The sequence below is a fragment of the Serratia sp. TSA_198.1 genome, from assembly GCF_052686505.1.
Map to the genome: position 1 here is coordinate 411045 of NZ_JBQZFP010000001.1, position 15469 is coordinate 426513.

A 15469-nucleotide genomic window follows, 5' to 3' on the forward strand; every position below is an offset into this window, starting at 1 on the left:
GTTGTTAATTTTGCTAACTCTTTTACCTTCATGTCGCGTCTGTTCGATGTCGGACGTTGAGTAAAACTCTGTCTTCAGTATCTTGTCAGCTTTTTATCAGCGCATTCTGATAATCGTCATACCTGTTCGTCCTCGAACGGGTTACTCCATGATATTTATATAGCACCGGATATTCCGTTGAGTATGTTTCATTGAAGAAATGGCTTGATAAATTAATTCAAGATGGTTTTCCTACATTCAGAATGACGGGATGCAGTATTCACGTAGATATTAAAAAAAAAGCCCGATGGGTATATCGGGCGTTAGTGCAATTGTTATCTACAAACCGTGTAAAGCGTATGCGCTTCCTAAATAAGTCAGATGTTGATTGTCATAGTAAAGTGGTCGATTGTTGCTTTTAAATTTGCATCCCGTAACATCACATAAATTCTGTACCGGATTAAATATCTCAATACTGTGGTCATTTGCTACTGATGCTAGCAGTGCGTTGACTTTCTCCTGCGGTAGACGATAGTCAGTTGTTGATTCACTATTCAATGAAACCGGTTGGATCAGCTCATTGATGGTACGGCGTAAGGGGATTTGCTGATTGTCTATCGCCCTGACAACGTTGAATTTCAAGAAAGGAACATCTTTAACCAATATGACCTTTTTACCTGAGTCATTCAGTCTTTGGATAACATTGTTCAACCCTGTGGTCAGTGCGACAATTCCGCTCTGCGTGGAGTTGATTGCTGTATAGTCCCCGTTTTTGTCATTAACACCAGAATCCCAGAATGCGGAGATAACAACGGTTTTAATTTTCTCATTGCGAGTAATAAGTGCTAATACCTTACTATTGTAGGACTCACATTCTGCTGCGTGAGAAGGGTAATCACCCATTGCTTTTGTGGCGCCAAGTAACATGGGGCATGATGCTTTAGTTAATTGGTAAACGGCCATATTAGATTTCTTGGCATATTGGTCAACCCCCCCACGCAGCGCTGCAGCGTGACTGTCACCAACCAATGCAACGGCATCTTGCCCGGTGTTTGGCACACAGGATTTATCCTTGGAATAAGACGTCGAGCCGTAACCTACCAGGCAGCGATCGGCAATGCGATCCAACTTATCAATTTCTGCCTGTGCTACGGCAGGGTTCACGCGCTGAGGAATACCTTGTAACAGGTAAGCGGCAAAAGTAGGTGAAAGCAAAATAAGTGATGCTGCGACATATCCGAAAATTATTTTGTTATTTGAAAACTTAAATCCCTTACGGAACGGCGTTTCGACAAATAAATAGGACAGGTACGCAATGAAAAGTGCTATGCCTGAAATTATAATTCCACTGTGCATCGGTAGTTGGCCATTTATGCCTAAACGTGCGAAAGACAATAATGGCCAGTGCCACAGGTACCAAGAGTAAGATACCAAGCCGATGAATACCATAAATCGATTGCCCAGTAAAAGTGCGCTGATTCGTCCATTTCCAAGGATGATCATCGCAGACCCCAGAACGGGCAATAGAGCGGCATAGCCAGGGAACATCGTGTTTTTATTGAAGGCGACAGCGGAAAATAAAATTAATGATAATCCAATAATTAGTAGAAATTCTTTTTTTAAAATGGATAAGCTGTTGAATCTTCCTTCTTTATGCATTATGGATAGCATAACACCAATTCCAAGTTCCCAGGCTCGAGTAGGTAACATAAAGAAGGAGAATAGTGGGTTTGTTTTGGTCAGGATAACGCAAGCAACAAATGATACAATAGATATTACTGCTATGGAGGCTACGGCTCTTTTATTAAACCTGATGATTACCGATAGAATAATTGGTAGGAAAATATAGAATTGCTCTTCAACCCCCAGAGACCAGGTCATTAATAGTGGGTTTAGCTCGGCATTAGGTGAAAAATAGTTGGTCTTGTGCCAGAGCATAATGTTGGGCACTGATAATATCGTTGAGCCAGAGAATAGGCTAAAATCTTTAAGCTCAAGAGGTGATAGATAAAAGAAAGCGAATGCCGAGCAAAAAAACAGCATGACCAATAGTGCTGGCGCAATTCGCTTTATTCTTCGGACATAGAAGCGACTGTAGGAGAAGTTTTTATTATTCAGTTCAGTATAAATGATACCGCCAATCAAAAAACCAGAGATGACAAAAAAAACGTCTACCCCGATAAAACCACCACTCAAAAAACTGACGCCAGAGTGATAAAGAACTACCAACAGTATCGCTACGGCACGTAAGCCATCGATATCTCGTCTATAGCTCTTAACCGTTTCTTTTACTACGTTTTCCATTGAGTCACCTAGATAACCACAGGATTTATAAAAATATTACAATGTAAGTGCTACTTGTAATGAGGACGCAAGGATAGTGCAAGGGCATGTTGGGTTTGTAAAGAAAAAACACTTTTCAGTGATGCTTTAGGATTTTTCCCTCACCATGCAAATTTATTTATCGAAAGTTACGAGTAATTAGTTTCAATGCATAGTGTCTTTGATAAGAGGTTGCGTGAAAGTGTTGGCCACCTCGCAATCACGAAGTGGCCGACCCGTAGCATATCTAATCACAGTGGCGCCGGGCGTGGCGGGCAACGATCCAACAACTCGACGCTGCCGTCTTCGTTCTGCTGTTCCAGAATAATGTCGAAGCCCCACAGGCGATGCAGATGTTTCATCACTTCGCGACGGCTCTTGTCCAGCGGCGCGCGATCTTGCGGGATGTAGCGCAGCGTCAACGAACGATCTCCGCGTAAATCCACATTCCAAATCTGAATGTTAGGTTCATGGTTGCTCAGGTTATATTGCGCAGACAGCTCTTGGCGAATCGCCCGGTAACCGGCTTCATTATGAATAGCCGCAATTTCCAGATAGTTATTGCGGTCGTCATCCAGCACGGTGAACAGCCGAAAATCACGCATGATCTTGGGTGACAGGAACTGGCTGATAAAGCTCTCATCCTTGAAGTCGCGCATGGCGAAATGCAAGGTCTCCAGCCAGTCTTTACCGGCGATATCCGGGAACCAGTAACGATCTTCTTCCGTCGGCGATTGGCAAATGCGCTTGATGTCCTGGAACATGGCAAAGCCCAACGCATAAGGGTTGATGCCGTTGTAGTACGGGCTGTTGTACGGTGGCTGGTACACCACGTTAGTATGGCTGTGCAGGAATTCCAGCATGAAACGCTCGGTGACCCGGCCTTCGTCGTACAGGTGATTAAGAATGGTATAGTGCCAGAATGTCGCCCAGCCTTCGTTCATCACCTGGGTTTGTTTCTGCGGATAAAAATACTGGCTCACTTTGCGTACGATACGCAGAACCTCACGCTGCCAAGGCTCAAGCAGTGGCGCATTTTTTTCCATAAAGTAGAGAATATTTTCCTGAGGTTCGCTCGGATAACGGCGTGCCTGTTCAGGCGCCTCTTCGCGTTCGACCCGCGGCAGGGTTTTCCACAGCGTATTTACCTGGCTTTGCAGGTACTCCTCACGGCTTTTCTGTCGCGCTTTTTCTTCTATCAGCGAAATTTTCTGCGGTCGTTTGTAACGATCCACGCCGTAGTTCATCAGCGCATGGCAGGAGTCGAGCAGTTTTTCTACTTCCTCAACGCCGTAACGCTCTTCGCATTGGCTGATGTAATGGCGGGCGAACAGCAGGTAGTCGACGATCGAACTGGCATCGGTCCAACTGCGGAACAGGTAATTATTTTTGAAAAAGGAGTTGTGCCCATAGCAGGCATGCGCCATCACCAGGGCCTGCATGGTGATGGTATTTTCTTCCATCAGATAGGCGATGCAGGGGTTGGAGTTGATAACGATTTCATACGCCAGGCCCTGTTGCCCATGCTTATAGCGCTGCTCGGTTTCAATGAATTTTTTACCGAATGACCAATGGGTATAGTTAATCGGCATGCCCACGCTCGAATAGGCGTCCATCATCTGTTCTGAGGTGATAACCTCGATCTGATGCGGGTAGGTGTCGAGCTTGTAATGTTTGGCTACGCGATCGATGTGCTCCAGATACACCTGCAGCAACTCGAACGTCCAGTCCGGTCCATCGCTCAGACGCTTATCTTCCTTGACCTTATCATGTGTTGAAGTAGTCATCAGCGCACCCTCTTATTACGGACCTTGCTCGAACGGCAGACCCTGTATCAATCGTAGCTCAAACTGCGCATAGGGAATAATGATATAAAGCGTAAAAATTCAACGATCTGCCTGCAACCTCTCCACAACGGGGAGCCGGGGGGATTTTGCCCTGAGTTTTTTCTGCTATGGCAGACTCGACCATCGGTAAAAGGTTATGGCGATAAAAGGATGCTTTATTGGTTTTTTATTCTGTTTAAATGCGCGTGTTTCGTTTTTATATTCTGTTAAAAGCTTGTTGCGCATCCCGGTTTTTTTTGATGCTATCAACGCTAGCATTGATAGCATATCAGCGGCTGTTGCCCTCTAAAACTGGCCTTGGACGACATCTTATCGCTATTTATAGGTAGGTATTGCAAAAGGCGCGGCCATGAACGATAAATTAATTGTGAATGTTGTCACGTTTGATGACGAAGATGTTGGACGGATTTTTCCACTGAGTTAATTTCCTGTGAGCAGAAGATTATGCTTTGTGAAGCCTTGAGCTGGAGTCAGCGATGCGAGTGGTAATTTTAGGTAGTGGGGTGGTGGGCGTTGCCAGCGCCTGGTATTTGGCGAAGGCCGGTCACGAGGTGACGGTAATCGATCGCCAGCCTGGCCCGGCAATGGAAACCAGCGCGGCGAATGCCGGCCAAATCTCGCCGGGCTATGCGGCTCCGTGGGCTGCGCCGGGTGTGCCGTTGAAAGCCATCAAATGGATGTTCCAACGCCATGCGCCGTTGGCGGTGCGCCTGGATGGCAGCAGTTTCCAGTTGAGCTGGATGTGGCAAATGCTGAAAAACTGCGATACCTCACACTACATGACCAATAAAGGGCGCATGGTGCGGCTGGCGGAATACAGCCGTGACTGCATCAAGGCGCTGCGTCAGGATACCGGCATCCAGTATGAAGGGCGTCAGGGTGGCACGCTGCAGCTGTTTCGCACCCCGCAGCAGTTCGAAAGTGCGGCGAAAGACATTGCCGTGCTGGAGGAGGCGGGCGTGCCCTATAAACTGCTGGAAGCCCACCAACTGGCGACGGTTGAACCTGCACTGGCGCAGGTCGCGCACAAGCTGACCGGCGGTCTGCAATTGCCCAATGATGAAACCGGTGACTGCCAACTGTTTACTCAGCAACTGGCCAAGCTGGCGCAGCAGGCGGGCGTCACCTTCTTGTATAACCGCAGTGTTGATCGTCTGCTGGTCGACGGCGATCAGATCAGCGGTGTGCAGTGTGGCGCAGAAGTGTTCAAGGCTGACAGCTACGTCGTGGCTTTCGGCTCTTACTCCACCGCACTGTTGCGCGATCTGGTCTCGATCCCGGTTTATCCGTTGAAAGGCTATTCACTGACCATTCCTATTACGGATGAAGCTGCGGCGCCGTTCTCGACCGTTCTGGATGAAACCTACAAAATCGCCATTACCCGTTTCGACAAACGCATTCGCGTCGGTGGTATGGCGGAAATTGTCGGTTTTAATACCCAGTTGGAGCCGAAACGCCGGGAAACGCTGGAAATGGTGGTACGTGATCTCTACCCTAACGGCGGGCGGATTGAAGAGGCGACTTTCTGGACCGGTCTGCGTCCGATGACGCCGGACGGCACGCCGATTGTTGGCAAGACTTCGCTGAAAAACCTGTTCCTCAATACCGGGCACGGTACTTTGGGCTGGACCATGGCGTGCGGCTCCGGGCAATTGCTTTCCGATCTGATTTCCGGAATCACGCCGGCTATCCCTTCAGACGATCTGGCGGTGGCGCGATACAGCGCCGACTTTCGCAACGAGCACCCCACACCCTTGAACGATGTGCATCCAGCGCGTTAATCCTCTTAATTTATAATGCTGAAGTCACGGGCGCTGGCCCGTGACTTCAACCGCCAGTCCGCAGGAGAATCCATGCCTCGCCCGATTACCGCCACGCTGCATCTTTCCGCTTTTGAAAATAACCTGCAGGTGATTCGTCGTTTCGCCCCCAGCGCCAAAATTTGGTCGGTAGTAAAAGCCAATGCTTATGGCCACGGAATCAAACATGTCTGGCGTAGCCTGGGGCAAACCGACGGTTTCGCCTTGCTGGATCTCGCCGAGGCCATTTTACTGCGAGAGTCCGGTTGGCAAGGGCCGATTCTGCTGCTGGAAGGTTTTTTCAAGCCACAAGATTTGCTGCTGCTCGACCGCTATCGTTTAACTACCTCGGTACACAGCGACTGGCAACTGGCAGCGATAGCGGCAGCCAAACTGTCCGCGCCGCTGGATGTTTATCTGAAAGTGAACAGCGGGATGAATCGACTGGGCTTTTCCCCGGATCGTTTGCACAGCGTTTGGTTGCAAGCGCGGGAAATGGGTAATATCGCCAGCCTGACGCTGATGAGCCACTTTGCCACCGCCGACGGCCCACAGGGCGTGGCAGAGCAAATGACTGTCATTGAGGGGGCGGCGGCTGGAATCCCTTTGCCGCGCTGCCTGGCGAATTCCGCCGCTACGTTGTGGCATCCGCAAACCCACGGCAGTTGGGTACGGCCAGGCATAGTGCTGTATGGCGCATCGCCAAGCGGCCAGTGGCGCGATATCGCCGACAGCGGCTTGCAGGCTACCATGACGTTAAGTAGCGAAATCATTGGCGTTCAGACGCTGAAAAGTGGTGATCGTGTCGGTTATGGCTGGCGTTACAGCGCCAAGGCTGCGCAGCGTATCGGCGTAGTGGCCTGCGGTTATGCGGACGGTTATCCTCGCCATGCGCCGAGCGGCACGCCGGTTTGGGTAGATGGCGTGTTGACGCATACGGTGGGCACGGTCTCCATGGATATGCTGGCGGTTGATCTGACGCCCTGTCCAGGCGCTGACATTGGTGCGGAAGTGGAATTGTGGGGGCGGCGCCTGCCGGTTGACGATGTCGCCGCAGCGGCAGGCACGTTGGGTTATGAGTTGCTGACGGCGCTGGCCGCGAGAGTGCCAGTCACCGTCGAGGCGTAAACCTCAGGCAATTTTCTTCAACTGACTTTTAATTTGCTTGCTGCGCTGCCGTGCGTGCAGCGCCAGCAAGCAGCCCGCCAGCATGACCAACGCCAGCGACAGCTTCGGTGGCAACGGCATTGCCATTGCCAACAGGCCCAGCGCTGCGCCGCCGGCCATCTGCACAAAGCCCACCAACGCCGAAGCGACGCCGGCTTCATTGGAGTACGGCTCCAGCGCGTAGCTGGTTGCCGGGCCCATCACAAACGCCAGGCCCGCACAGGCGAAGGCGACCGGGAGCATATACGCCAGCCAGTGGGTTTGCGCCGCGCCGGAAAGCAGGCTAACGCCCAGTAACAGCCCAATGCAGCCGATTCCCATCAATACTCCGCCGGTCGCCAGGCAAATCGGCCGGCCGACTTTGTGAATAATGCGGTTGGCGAAAAAGCTCACCAGCATGATCCAAAAACCGTTGGCGCCAAATACCAGCGAGAACTGCAGAGGCGTCAGCCCAGCGGTGCCCATCAGCACGTTCGGCGCCAGCGAAACATAGGTTAACGCCATTCCCATTGCCCCTGAGTTCACCACGGCGAAGGACAGGAAGTTACGATCGCTGAGGATGCGTGCATATTGCCGCATCGGCAATCCTTTGACCCGAACGGTATCCGCCGGCCGGGTTTCCGGCAGGCGCAGGGCGATCAGCACCAGCACCGCAAGGGCATAGCAAACCAGGAACCAGAACGGGGCGCGCCAGCCGAAAGCTTCCGCCAGCAACCCGCCGAGCAGCGGCGCCAGCGCAGGGATAATATTCAGCGTGCCGTTGAGAAAACCGTAGGCACGTGCAGCGTCGTCGCCGTTCAGTCGGTCACGTACGCCGCTGAACGCCACTACCGCCGTACAGCACACCGCTACGCCCTGCAGTAGGCGTGAGGCAACAAACACCGTTGGCGTGGTCGCCAATGCCGCCATTGCCGCGCCGATCATGTAGATAACGACGCCGGCCAATGCGACCGGCTTGCGGCCGTAGTTATCCACCAGCGGGCCGGCGATAACCTGCCCCAGGCCCAACACCAGAATGAACAGTGAAATGGTGGACTGAATCAGCGCTTCGCTGCTGTTAAGGCCAAGTGCGATAGCGGGAATGGTCGGCAGATAGAGATCGATGCCCAGCGGGCCGAGCAGCACCAGGCTAAGAAGCAGAAACAGAAATTTTTGCATAACAAAAACAGCACGTCCTAGTGACAAAGAGAGGTAGAGTAGAGATTCTGGCGTCAAATAGAAAGAGGCAAAGCACAAGCGTTCGACGGGCTAATTTTGCCGACCCCCATTACACGGCAGAGGCTTGGTGATAATAAAGTGCGGAAACCGTATCCGCCACGTAACGCGCCTGGTGTTTGGCGTCGTCCAGCGCCCGATGCGGTGTGCCTTCGAAAGGGCGTTCTTTCTTCGGGTTGAAGCCGTGCAGTTCGGCCAGGGTGATCACCGTACGCACATCCTGCGTGTCCCAAAACTTCCATGGGCAGGGCATTTCCAACTGCTGGAAAGCATGCTCGAGGATCGCGCAATCGAATTCCTTGCCATTCCCCCAGACCTTCACTCTGTCTGTGCTGTTCATATGGATAAAACGGCTCAGGCTGGTCAGTACGCGCTTTAGGCTTTCGGTTCCGGCAAAGGCAAGCTTGCGCGCTTCGTCAGACTGCTTTGCCCACCAGGCCACGGTATCCAGGCTGATGGTTCTGCCCGGCTGATCTTTTTGGCTGCTGACGGCGTTTTCAAATTCCGCGCCGAGCTGGCCGGTCTTGGGATCAAAAAATACGGCGGCAACCACCAGGATCACTGCGCTGGGTTTTATGTCCAGAGTTTCAATGTCTAGCATCAGATGGTGCATTGGCGATCTCCGCAGGCTGAGTCATCGTAGTATGTTACTACAAACCGGGCGAGGATGCGCAGTCAGCCACGGCGCTGGCCTGCGGCATTAGCCAGCGTTACCGCCAACACTGCCAGTAACACCAGGGCGGCCACCGGGGTTACAACGCCCCAGGGCGCTCGTTCGATATAAGGCATGGCTTCGGCCAGCACCAGCCCCCATTCTGCACCCGGCGGCTGAGGCCCCAGGCCGAGGAAACCCAGCGCGGCCAGCGCCAGCGCAATACCCGGCAAGCGAAGCATGGCGTGACGAAGCAACGGCCCGACTAACGCCGGCAGCAGGTAGTGCGTCAGCGTATGCAGGCGGCCTATCCCCAATACGGGGAGCATGCGGATATAGGGCTGCGTACGCGCCTCCGTCAATAACGAGGCACAGTGTGCCGCCAACGGCGCCCAACTGACCAACATCACCGCGCACGCGGCGCCATAGGCTGAAGGACCTGTAATGGCGATGACCAACAGGCCTGCCATGATAGGGGGCGTGGCGTTGGCCAGTTCAATCACCCCGCACATCAGGCGCGGCATCAACCCAAATAGCATTCCGAGGATCAGTGAAGCGAAGCTGACGCCCAGCGCCAGCAGGCTGGTATTCACCGCGCCGTGGGCGACCCGCGCCAGAATGTCCCTGCCGGTGGCGTCGGCGCCAAAGGGTAATGCCAGGCCGGGCGGTTGCAGGCGCATATGCAGGGACGCGAATGGATCGCGGATGATCCCGCTCAGCACCAGCAGGCACAGCAATAGCGCGGCGATTGCGGCGACAAGATAACTGCCTTTGGCGCTGTGCTGGGGTTGCGGCGCATTAGGCAGGGACGCGGCGATGCGGCCCAGCAGCAGATAATGCGCTCCCTGCGCCAGGAAACCGGCGCTGAAGGCGATCATCAGCAGAATGAGGATACCGCACTGCAGCGCAGGCAGATCCTGTGCGATGGCAGCGCCTAAGGTCGCCCGACCAAGACCGGGAATGGCGAACACCTTCTCGACGGCAATGGCGCCGCCGGTAAGCCCTACCAGCACCAGACCAATCTGTGGCAACAGGGCGGGCAACGTGCGGCGCAATACCGCCAAGAGACGTTGCCTCCGGGAGATACCGGCAAGACTCCAGGTGATCAACCAGCGTTCAGAAAAGGTTGCGGCCAGCCCGTCGCTGAACAACAGGCCCAACAATCCTCCAGCGGGCAGGCCCAGCGCCAGCGCGGGCAGAACGGCGTGTTGGAGGCTTTGCCAGCCGTAGGGCGGGAACCAGCGCAGCCAGACGGCGCCGACAATCAGCAACAGCGCCGCCAGCAAAAATTCCGGCAGGGAGGTCAGCGCTACGGCCAGAACGCCAGCAGGGCGCTGACTGTCGCCGCGCATGCCATGCCACAGGGTTGGCAACGCCAACAACAGTGCTACCGACAGCGCCACCGTGAGCGCGCAGGCCATCAGGATCAAAGACACTCCGGCGGCCTGCAGCATGCCTTCCAGCACGGGCTGACCCGAGATCCAGGAGTTACCGGCATCCCCCCGCAACAACCCGGAAAACCACCGGCCAAGCAGCACCAGCGGCCCGTCATCCAAACCGAATCGTTGGCGAATGGCATTCAGGGCTTCCGGTGTCGCCTCTTGCTCGCTTGAGCGAGCCCGCAGCAGGCTGAGCGCGGGATCGCGGCCGGAAATCCAAGGCATCAGACCAATGAGCAAAATCATTGCCAGCAGGGCAAGCAGGCGTGAGGCGAGTGGCAACAACATCTTTATCGAGCGCTTTATCACGATCAGGGCTGCCCGGTGGAAATAACGCTGCGCGGTGTCACCAGCCGACGTTCACGCGGATCGCGTTCTGCGTGCTGCATGGTGGCGGCTTCACCCTGGATAACTCTTTCATGCAACAAGGGGATAGCCGCATGCGTGGCGAGGATGAGTCTCTCCGCCTCGATAATCGCCTGGCGTCTTTGCGCGCCGGCCGGGATGGTCGCCGCGTGGGTTAAGGCTTTGTCCACCGCGGGGTCACAGAGTTGAGCGATATTGAACGATCCCCGGCAGGCAAAATCACTGTACATGTAGGCTACCGGATCGCCGGAATCCAACACTGTGGCGCGCGACAAAATAAACGCATCGAATTTGCCCGCCAACGCATCGGCTTCAATGTGGGCGTATTCCCGCACCTCCTGCTTTACTGTAAAACCGGCTGCGCTGAGCTGTTGCGCCAGATAAACCGCGACTTCGGGCAGCTCTGCCCGATCGCTGAAGGTCGCCAGGGTAATGGTTTTGACTTTCACCGCCGCCGGCGGGATAGCCGGTTGCGGTTGCCGTAATGAGGCGGCCCAAGGTAATGCGGGGCCAAGCAGCCCGGTGGCAAGATCGGCACGACCTTCGTAGACGTTGTCCACTAACTGTTGACGTTGAACCGCTGCCGCCGCCGCTGCGCGCACCGCAGGATCGCGGAAAGCGCCGACACGAGTGTTCAGATACAGCGTATTGGTGCGCGGCATCGGGACTTCGTGGATCAGCCCCGCTTCAATGAGCGGCAACTGCGATACCGGCAGAGCCTCAACCAGATCGGCGCTGCCGGTTCTCAGGGCGGCGGCACGCGCATTGCTGTCCGGCACAAAACTGACGTCGATCCCCGGTGCGGCGGCTTTCTCGCCCCAGTAACCGTCAAAACGATTTAGCCGTGCGCTGCTGGTGCCGTTGATTTCTGTTAACACGAAAGCGCCGGTTCCGGCCTGCAGCGGATTGACCACGCCGTTGGCGGTGTAGGCCCGTTCAGCGAGGATCGCCAGTTGCGGGCTGGACAGCCGTTGCGGAATTAAAGGGTCGGGGCGGGCTGTAGAGATCAGCACGGCATTATCGCCTTCGGCGGTGATCGACAGCTCAACGCCGTCCAGAATACGTGGTTTCGGCGCGGCATTTATCGCCGCTGAAAGTGAACGCACTACGCTTTGCGCCGTCATTACGCTGCCGTCGTGGAAACTGACACCTTGACGCAGCACAAAGCGCCAGCGGCGTTCATCGATTTGCTGCCATTCAGTCGCCAGTGCCGGCTCGGCATCGCCATTGGCGTTCAGCACCACCAGGGTTTCGGCATTGCTCCAGCGCGAGAGTTTAAAGGCATCGTCGCTCAACGGCGTTAACCCGGAGCGGGGCGGCTGCAGCATGGCCAGCCGGATACGTTTTTCTTCGGCGGCACTTTCTTTTGGTTTTGCAGGTTCAAAGCAACCGCCAAGCAGCAAGCTGCCGGCTAGCAGGCAGCCGGTCGGGCCAATAATACGCGGATTCAACATGCAGAACTCCTCAAGGTCTCAGGGCTAAAAGGGGGGTAATGATGGGATTGCGGCGATCAACGCGCGGGTAGCGACATGCCGGGGCGATTGCAACAGATCGTGGGTTGGGCGATCTTCCACGATGGCGCCGTGATCCATCACCAGCGTGCGATGGCACAAGGCGGCCACCAATGAAATATCATGGGAGACCAGCAGCATTCCCATCCGTTGCTGACGGGCAATACGATCGAGCAGGTTGATGATCTGCTGGCGTAAGGGCTGGTCCAGACCGCTGACCGGCTCATCGGCCAGTAAAAAACGAGGTTGCAGCGCGATAGCGCGTGCCAGTGCCACCCTTTGTGCCTGCCCGCCGGAAAGCTGGCCCGGTCTGGCGTACAGCAGGTGTTCATCCAGTTCAACCTGACGCAGAGCACGCTCTGCAGTGATACCCGGATCCTGCGGCAGACCGAGTTGGCGCAGCGGGGCGATAATCAGTTCGGCGACCGTATGGCGTGGATTGAGCGAGGCGTGGGCGTCTTGCGGGACATACTGCACCAAGCGTCGGTACCAACGCAGCCGACGAACGGACGCTGGGCGAATCGCGGTACCCTGGCAGAAGATATGGCCGTAATCCGGCGCATCGAGCGCTAGCAGCAGCTTGAGCAAGGTGGATTTGCCTGCGCCGGAGCAGCCAACCAACCCGATGCGTTCTTCGGCATACAGATTCAGATCGGTAGGGCTAAGGCCACCGGACGCCGACGCATATTGCCGACAGACATTCTGCAGGCTGATAAAAGGCAGTGCGGCGTTGACCGGTAGGTGACTCATTGGTTATCCCGCCATACTCATAGAGGAGTCATGACCGAATGCCGGGCGCAGTACCGTGGCAACCAGCCGCTGAGTGTATGGATGTACAGGGTGGCGCAACAGCTGCGCGACAGAACCGTGCTCGGCTATCGTGCCGTTCGCCAGCACGATGGCCCGTTGGCACAGGCTGGCGGCGACGGCAAGGTCGTGGGTGATAAACAGCAGGGCGGGCGCGGCGGGGCGCTCGGTGTAGCGCTTCAGGATATCGATTAACTGATGCTGGCTGACCATGTCCAGTGCGGTGGTAGGTTCATCCGCTATCAGCAGGCTTTTCTCGCCGCTCAGTGCGAGAGCCGCACAGATCCTCTGACATTGGCCGCCGGACAATTGCCCGGGGTAGCGCATCATGATGCTCTCCGGCGGCAGGCCCAGCGCAGCCAAGAGTTCTGTGGCGCAGCGTTGGGTGTGTTCTTTGCTCATGCCGCTCCGGCCACGCAGAGCCATGATCAATTGCTTACCCACGGTGGTCAGGGGGTTGAGGCTGGTAAAAGGATCTTGAAAAATGGCTGCCAGCGAGAGTGACTTGCGCTGTTGTAAACGTTGGCCGCTGATTTCTCGCCCCAATAGTCGTATCGACCCGCTGAGTTCGGCACCATGCGGCAGCGTGCCCAAAATGGCAGCGGCGGTGAGTGATTTGCCTGAGCCTGATGCGCCCAGCAGGCATAGCCGTTCGCCGGCATGTAGGGTGAAGTTCAGATCGCTGATTTTGATTTCCCCGTTAATCGACAGCGTCAACTGTTCTACGGTGAGTAACGGCGGGCTTTGGTTTTCCATTAGCGTGTCTGTGTAAAGCAATTATGATATGTAATAACATAACATTTGTTGGCGTGAAATGACCAGCAGATTTCTGAAATACTTTGAAATAGTCTAAAGCAGGGAAATCAAGGTATGATGCTTAAGGTATTGTTGTCAGGTTGGTTCTATCGGTGAGAACGTTGATTTTTATTCTGTGCATGGCCGCCTATGTGCTGGTACTGGGTTACCTTGGTGTTTACGTCACCGATAAACTGTGCGAGCAATCCAGTAACTACACCAAGTTGTGCCGTATGGTTGATATCTCCGAGCCGCATATTCCAAAATAAATGACCGTCGTCAACCCAGATAATCGGTAGTGATCAATGGCGTCAGTATCCCGGATAGGCAGGCTAACGTAGCCCATTGCCGCCAGCCTAATCGCGCCAGCCAATCCTGACGCAACGGCGGCGTTGCGAGTTGTCCCAGAGCAACCGTACCGGTGAACATCACTGTCAGGATCACGAATACCAATCCCCGGCTCCAGGAATTAAATTCGATATGCAATATGTTGGCGTAATAGAGTCGCATCAGAATAAAATAGGCCAGCATTAACCAGGCAAAACGCGTTCGTTTTTTAAGCAATTGGTAGAGTATAAAAGCGATGAACAGGCTGTGAAACCATGAGATCATTGGCGATTCAATAGGATACCTGACGCAGACGTTATACACGGCCAGGTAGATATTAAAGATCAACAGTGTATAGACGGCATATATATACCAACCATAGATGACTTTGAATTTTTGGTTGTTTGGCGAGATAGGGCAATAGTCCGGTATCATTGGGGCCTCCTGAGCTGGATAGCGTTATAACACCGAAGAGCTAAATGAAAATTAAACGCCAAACGGGCTTTATTTTACCCCTAAACGGGAACTAATCAGCGCCTGCTGGGTCTGTTCAAACGGTAACGTCCAGGGTATTTTCAGCGAAAGAGTAATGACAATACATTGATATGAAAAATTATAAAAACGGTCACTCTACGGTATGTTTACTGGTTGCCACGTTGGGACTTTACTTTTTCCTGCCGCCGACGCTCATCGCCTTGTTCTGCCAATGGTTTAACTTGAACCCCTTTTTTCTTATTAGATCCTGGCATCTCAATCCCTTCGCTGCTGCACGCGGGATTCCGATCTATCAGACCGTTGTGCCCATATTAGTGGTATGGCTTTCAATCAATGCCCTGGTGGCGGCCATTTTTTTTGCGATATTGGGTTTATATCGTTGGCTTGGCAGGACAAAGCATCGATGAACCCCCCTTGTGCGTTGACAAAAAGGGGTAGATAAAAAGCACTTTACAATAGATAATGATAGTCGTTATCATTTGATGGTCGGTAAGGGTAGAAGGATTGTCTCCTTATGTGCCACCCAAGCCGGCACGACATTGCTCACATTGCTTCCAATCTTTGTTGCCAGCCTCGCGCTGGCATTTTTTTTACTTCTTTTATTTCAGGCTACTAACCCAGCTTTCACCCTTGGTTTTTCAGTGACGATGAAACACTTTTCCAGCTCATAAAAAACGGCACCATGCTTGAAACTTTTTGTCGATAAAGATAATAATTATCATTAATATTATCTTTTCATTGAATTCAG

General features: G+C 53.9%; 12 protein-coding genes. 3 read left to right on the forward strand and 9 right to left on the reverse strand.

What is annotated here, in order from left to right:
• Positions 1 to 318: 318 nt before the first annotated feature.
• Positions 319 to 2283 (reverse strand): acyltransferase family protein, encoded by a 1965-nt coding sequence (locus ACUTSW_RS01960; protein WP_445583530.1) that lies wholly within the window; start codon positions 2281 to 2283, stop codon positions 319 to 321.
• A gap of 269 nt (positions 2284 to 2552) precedes the next feature.
• Positions 2553 to 4088: a SpoVR family protein gene (locus ACUTSW_RS01965; RefSeq protein ID WP_004945446.1), complete on the reverse strand. Its 1536-nt coding sequence runs from the start codon at positions 4086 to 4088 to the stop codon at positions 2553 to 2555.
• Positions 4089 to 4624: 536 nt separating this feature from the next.
• Between ACUTSW_RS01965 and ACUTSW_RS01970 the strand changes: the two genes are divergently transcribed.
• A complete protein-coding gene (locus ACUTSW_RS01970) occupies positions 4625 to 5929 on the forward strand; it encodes a D-amino acid dehydrogenase (protein ID WP_063201182.1) in 1305 nt (434 codons plus the stop codon).
• A gap of 72 nt (positions 5930 to 6001) precedes the next feature.
• Positions 6002 to 7075 (forward strand): catabolic alanine racemase DadX, encoded by a 1074-nt coding sequence (dadX, locus tag ACUTSW_RS01975; protein ID WP_445583531.1) that lies wholly within the window; start codon positions 6002 to 6004, stop codon positions 7073 to 7075.
• 3 nt (positions 7076 to 7078) lie between these two features.
• On the opposite strand, the gene ACUTSW_RS01980 is transcribed toward dadX, so the two are convergent.
• The 6 genes from ACUTSW_RS01980 to ACUTSW_RS02005 all read right to left on the reverse strand — a co-directional run bounded on the left by ACUTSW_RS01980 (position 7079) and on the right by ACUTSW_RS02005 (position 13860).
• Positions 7079 to 8272, reverse strand: a complete 1194-nt coding sequence (locus ACUTSW_RS01980) for a multidrug effflux MFS transporter (protein ID WP_445583532.1) — start codon at positions 8270 to 8272, stop codon at positions 7079 to 7081.
• Between the two features lie 109 nt (positions 8273 to 8381).
• Positions 8382 to 8942 carry a 3'-5' exonuclease gene (locus tag ACUTSW_RS01985; RefSeq protein WP_445583533.1) on the reverse strand — a complete coding sequence of 187 codons (561 nt, stop codon included), beginning with the start codon at positions 8940 to 8942 and terminating at the stop codon, positions 8382 to 8384.
• Between the two features lie 62 nt (positions 8943 to 9004).
• Positions 9005 to 10708 carry an ABC transporter permease subunit gene (locus tag ACUTSW_RS01990; protein WP_445583534.1) on the reverse strand — a complete coding sequence of 568 codons (1704 nt, stop codon included), beginning with the start codon at positions 10706 to 10708 and terminating at the stop codon, positions 9005 to 9007.
• A gap of 23 nt (positions 10709 to 10731) precedes the next feature.
• On the reverse strand, positions 10732 to 12240 hold the full coding sequence (locus tag ACUTSW_RS01995) for an ABC transporter substrate-binding protein (RefSeq protein WP_445583535.1): 1509 nt from the start codon (positions 12238 to 12240) through the stop codon (positions 10732 to 10734).
• A gap of 24 nt (positions 12241 to 12264) precedes the next feature.
• On the reverse strand, positions 12265 to 13047 hold the full coding sequence (locus ACUTSW_RS02000) for an ABC transporter ATP-binding protein (protein ID WP_445583536.1): 783 nt from the start codon (positions 13045 to 13047) through the stop codon (positions 12265 to 12267).
• A 3-nt stretch (positions 13048 to 13050) separates the two neighbouring features.
• Entirely contained in the window at positions 13051 to 13860 is an 810-nt protein-coding gene (locus ACUTSW_RS02005; RefSeq protein WP_445583537.1) for an ATP-binding cassette domain-containing protein, read from the reverse strand.
• Between the two features lie 152 nt (positions 13861 to 14012).
• Between ACUTSW_RS02005 and ACUTSW_RS02010 the strand changes: the two genes are divergently transcribed.
• Positions 14013 to 14168 carry a hypothetical protein gene (locus ACUTSW_RS02010; protein WP_004945427.1) on the forward strand — a complete coding sequence of 52 codons (156 nt, stop codon included), beginning with the start codon at positions 14013 to 14015 and terminating at the stop codon, positions 14166 to 14168.
• Between the two features lie 10 nt (positions 14169 to 14178).
• Here ACUTSW_RS02010 and ACUTSW_RS02015 read toward each other — a convergent pair whose 3' ends face one another.
• A complete protein-coding gene (locus ACUTSW_RS02015; RefSeq protein ID WP_445583538.1) occupies positions 14179 to 14661 on the reverse strand; it encodes a hypothetical protein in 483 nt (160 codons plus the stop codon).
• Between the last annotated feature and the right edge of the window lie 808 nt (positions 14662 to 15469).

Bases quoted from the DNA above. Each gene is read 5' to 3' on its own strand.
- ACUTSW_RS01990 (WP_445583534.1), bottom strand. From the start codon at position 10,708: ATGTTGTTGCCACTCGCCTCACGCCTGCTTGCCCTGCTGGCAATGATT.
- ACUTSW_RS01965 (WP_004945446.1), bottom strand. From the start codon at position 4,088: ATGACTACTTCAACACATGATAAGGTCAAGGAAGATAAGCGTCTGAGC.
- ACUTSW_RS02000 (WP_445583536.1), bottom strand. From the start codon at position 13,047: ATGAGTCACCTACCGGTCAACGCCGCACTGCCTTTTATCAGCCTGCAG.
- ACUTSW_RS01985 (WP_445583533.1), bottom strand. From the start codon at position 8,942: ATGCACCATCTGATGCTAGACATTGAAACTCTGGACATAAAACCCAGC.
- ACUTSW_RS01970 (WP_063201182.1), top strand. From the start codon at position 4,625: ATGCGAGTGGTAATTTTAGGTAGTGGGGTGGTGGGCGTTGCCAGCGCC.
- ACUTSW_RS01980 (WP_445583532.1), bottom strand. From the start codon at position 8,272: ATGCAAAAATTTCTGTTTCTGCTTCTTAGCCTGGTGCTGCTCGGCCCG.
- ACUTSW_RS01960 (WP_445583530.1), bottom strand. From the start codon at position 2,283: ATGGAAAACGTAGTAAAAGAAACGGTTAAGAGCTATAGACGAGATATC.
- ACUTSW_RS01995 (WP_445583535.1), bottom strand. From the start codon at position 12,240: ATGTTGAATCCGCGTATTATTGGCCCGACCGGCTGCCTGCTAGCCGGC.
- dadX (WP_445583531.1), top strand. From the start codon at position 6,002: ATGCCTCGCCCGATTACCGCCACGCTGCATCTTTCCGCTTTTGAAAAT.
- ACUTSW_RS02015 (WP_445583538.1), bottom strand. From the start codon at position 14,661: ATGATACCGGACTATTGCCCTATCTCGCCAAACAACCAAAAATTCAAA.
- ACUTSW_RS02005 (WP_445583537.1), bottom strand. From the start codon at position 13,860: ATGGAAAACCAAAGCCCGCCGTTACTCACCGTAGAACAGTTGACGCTG.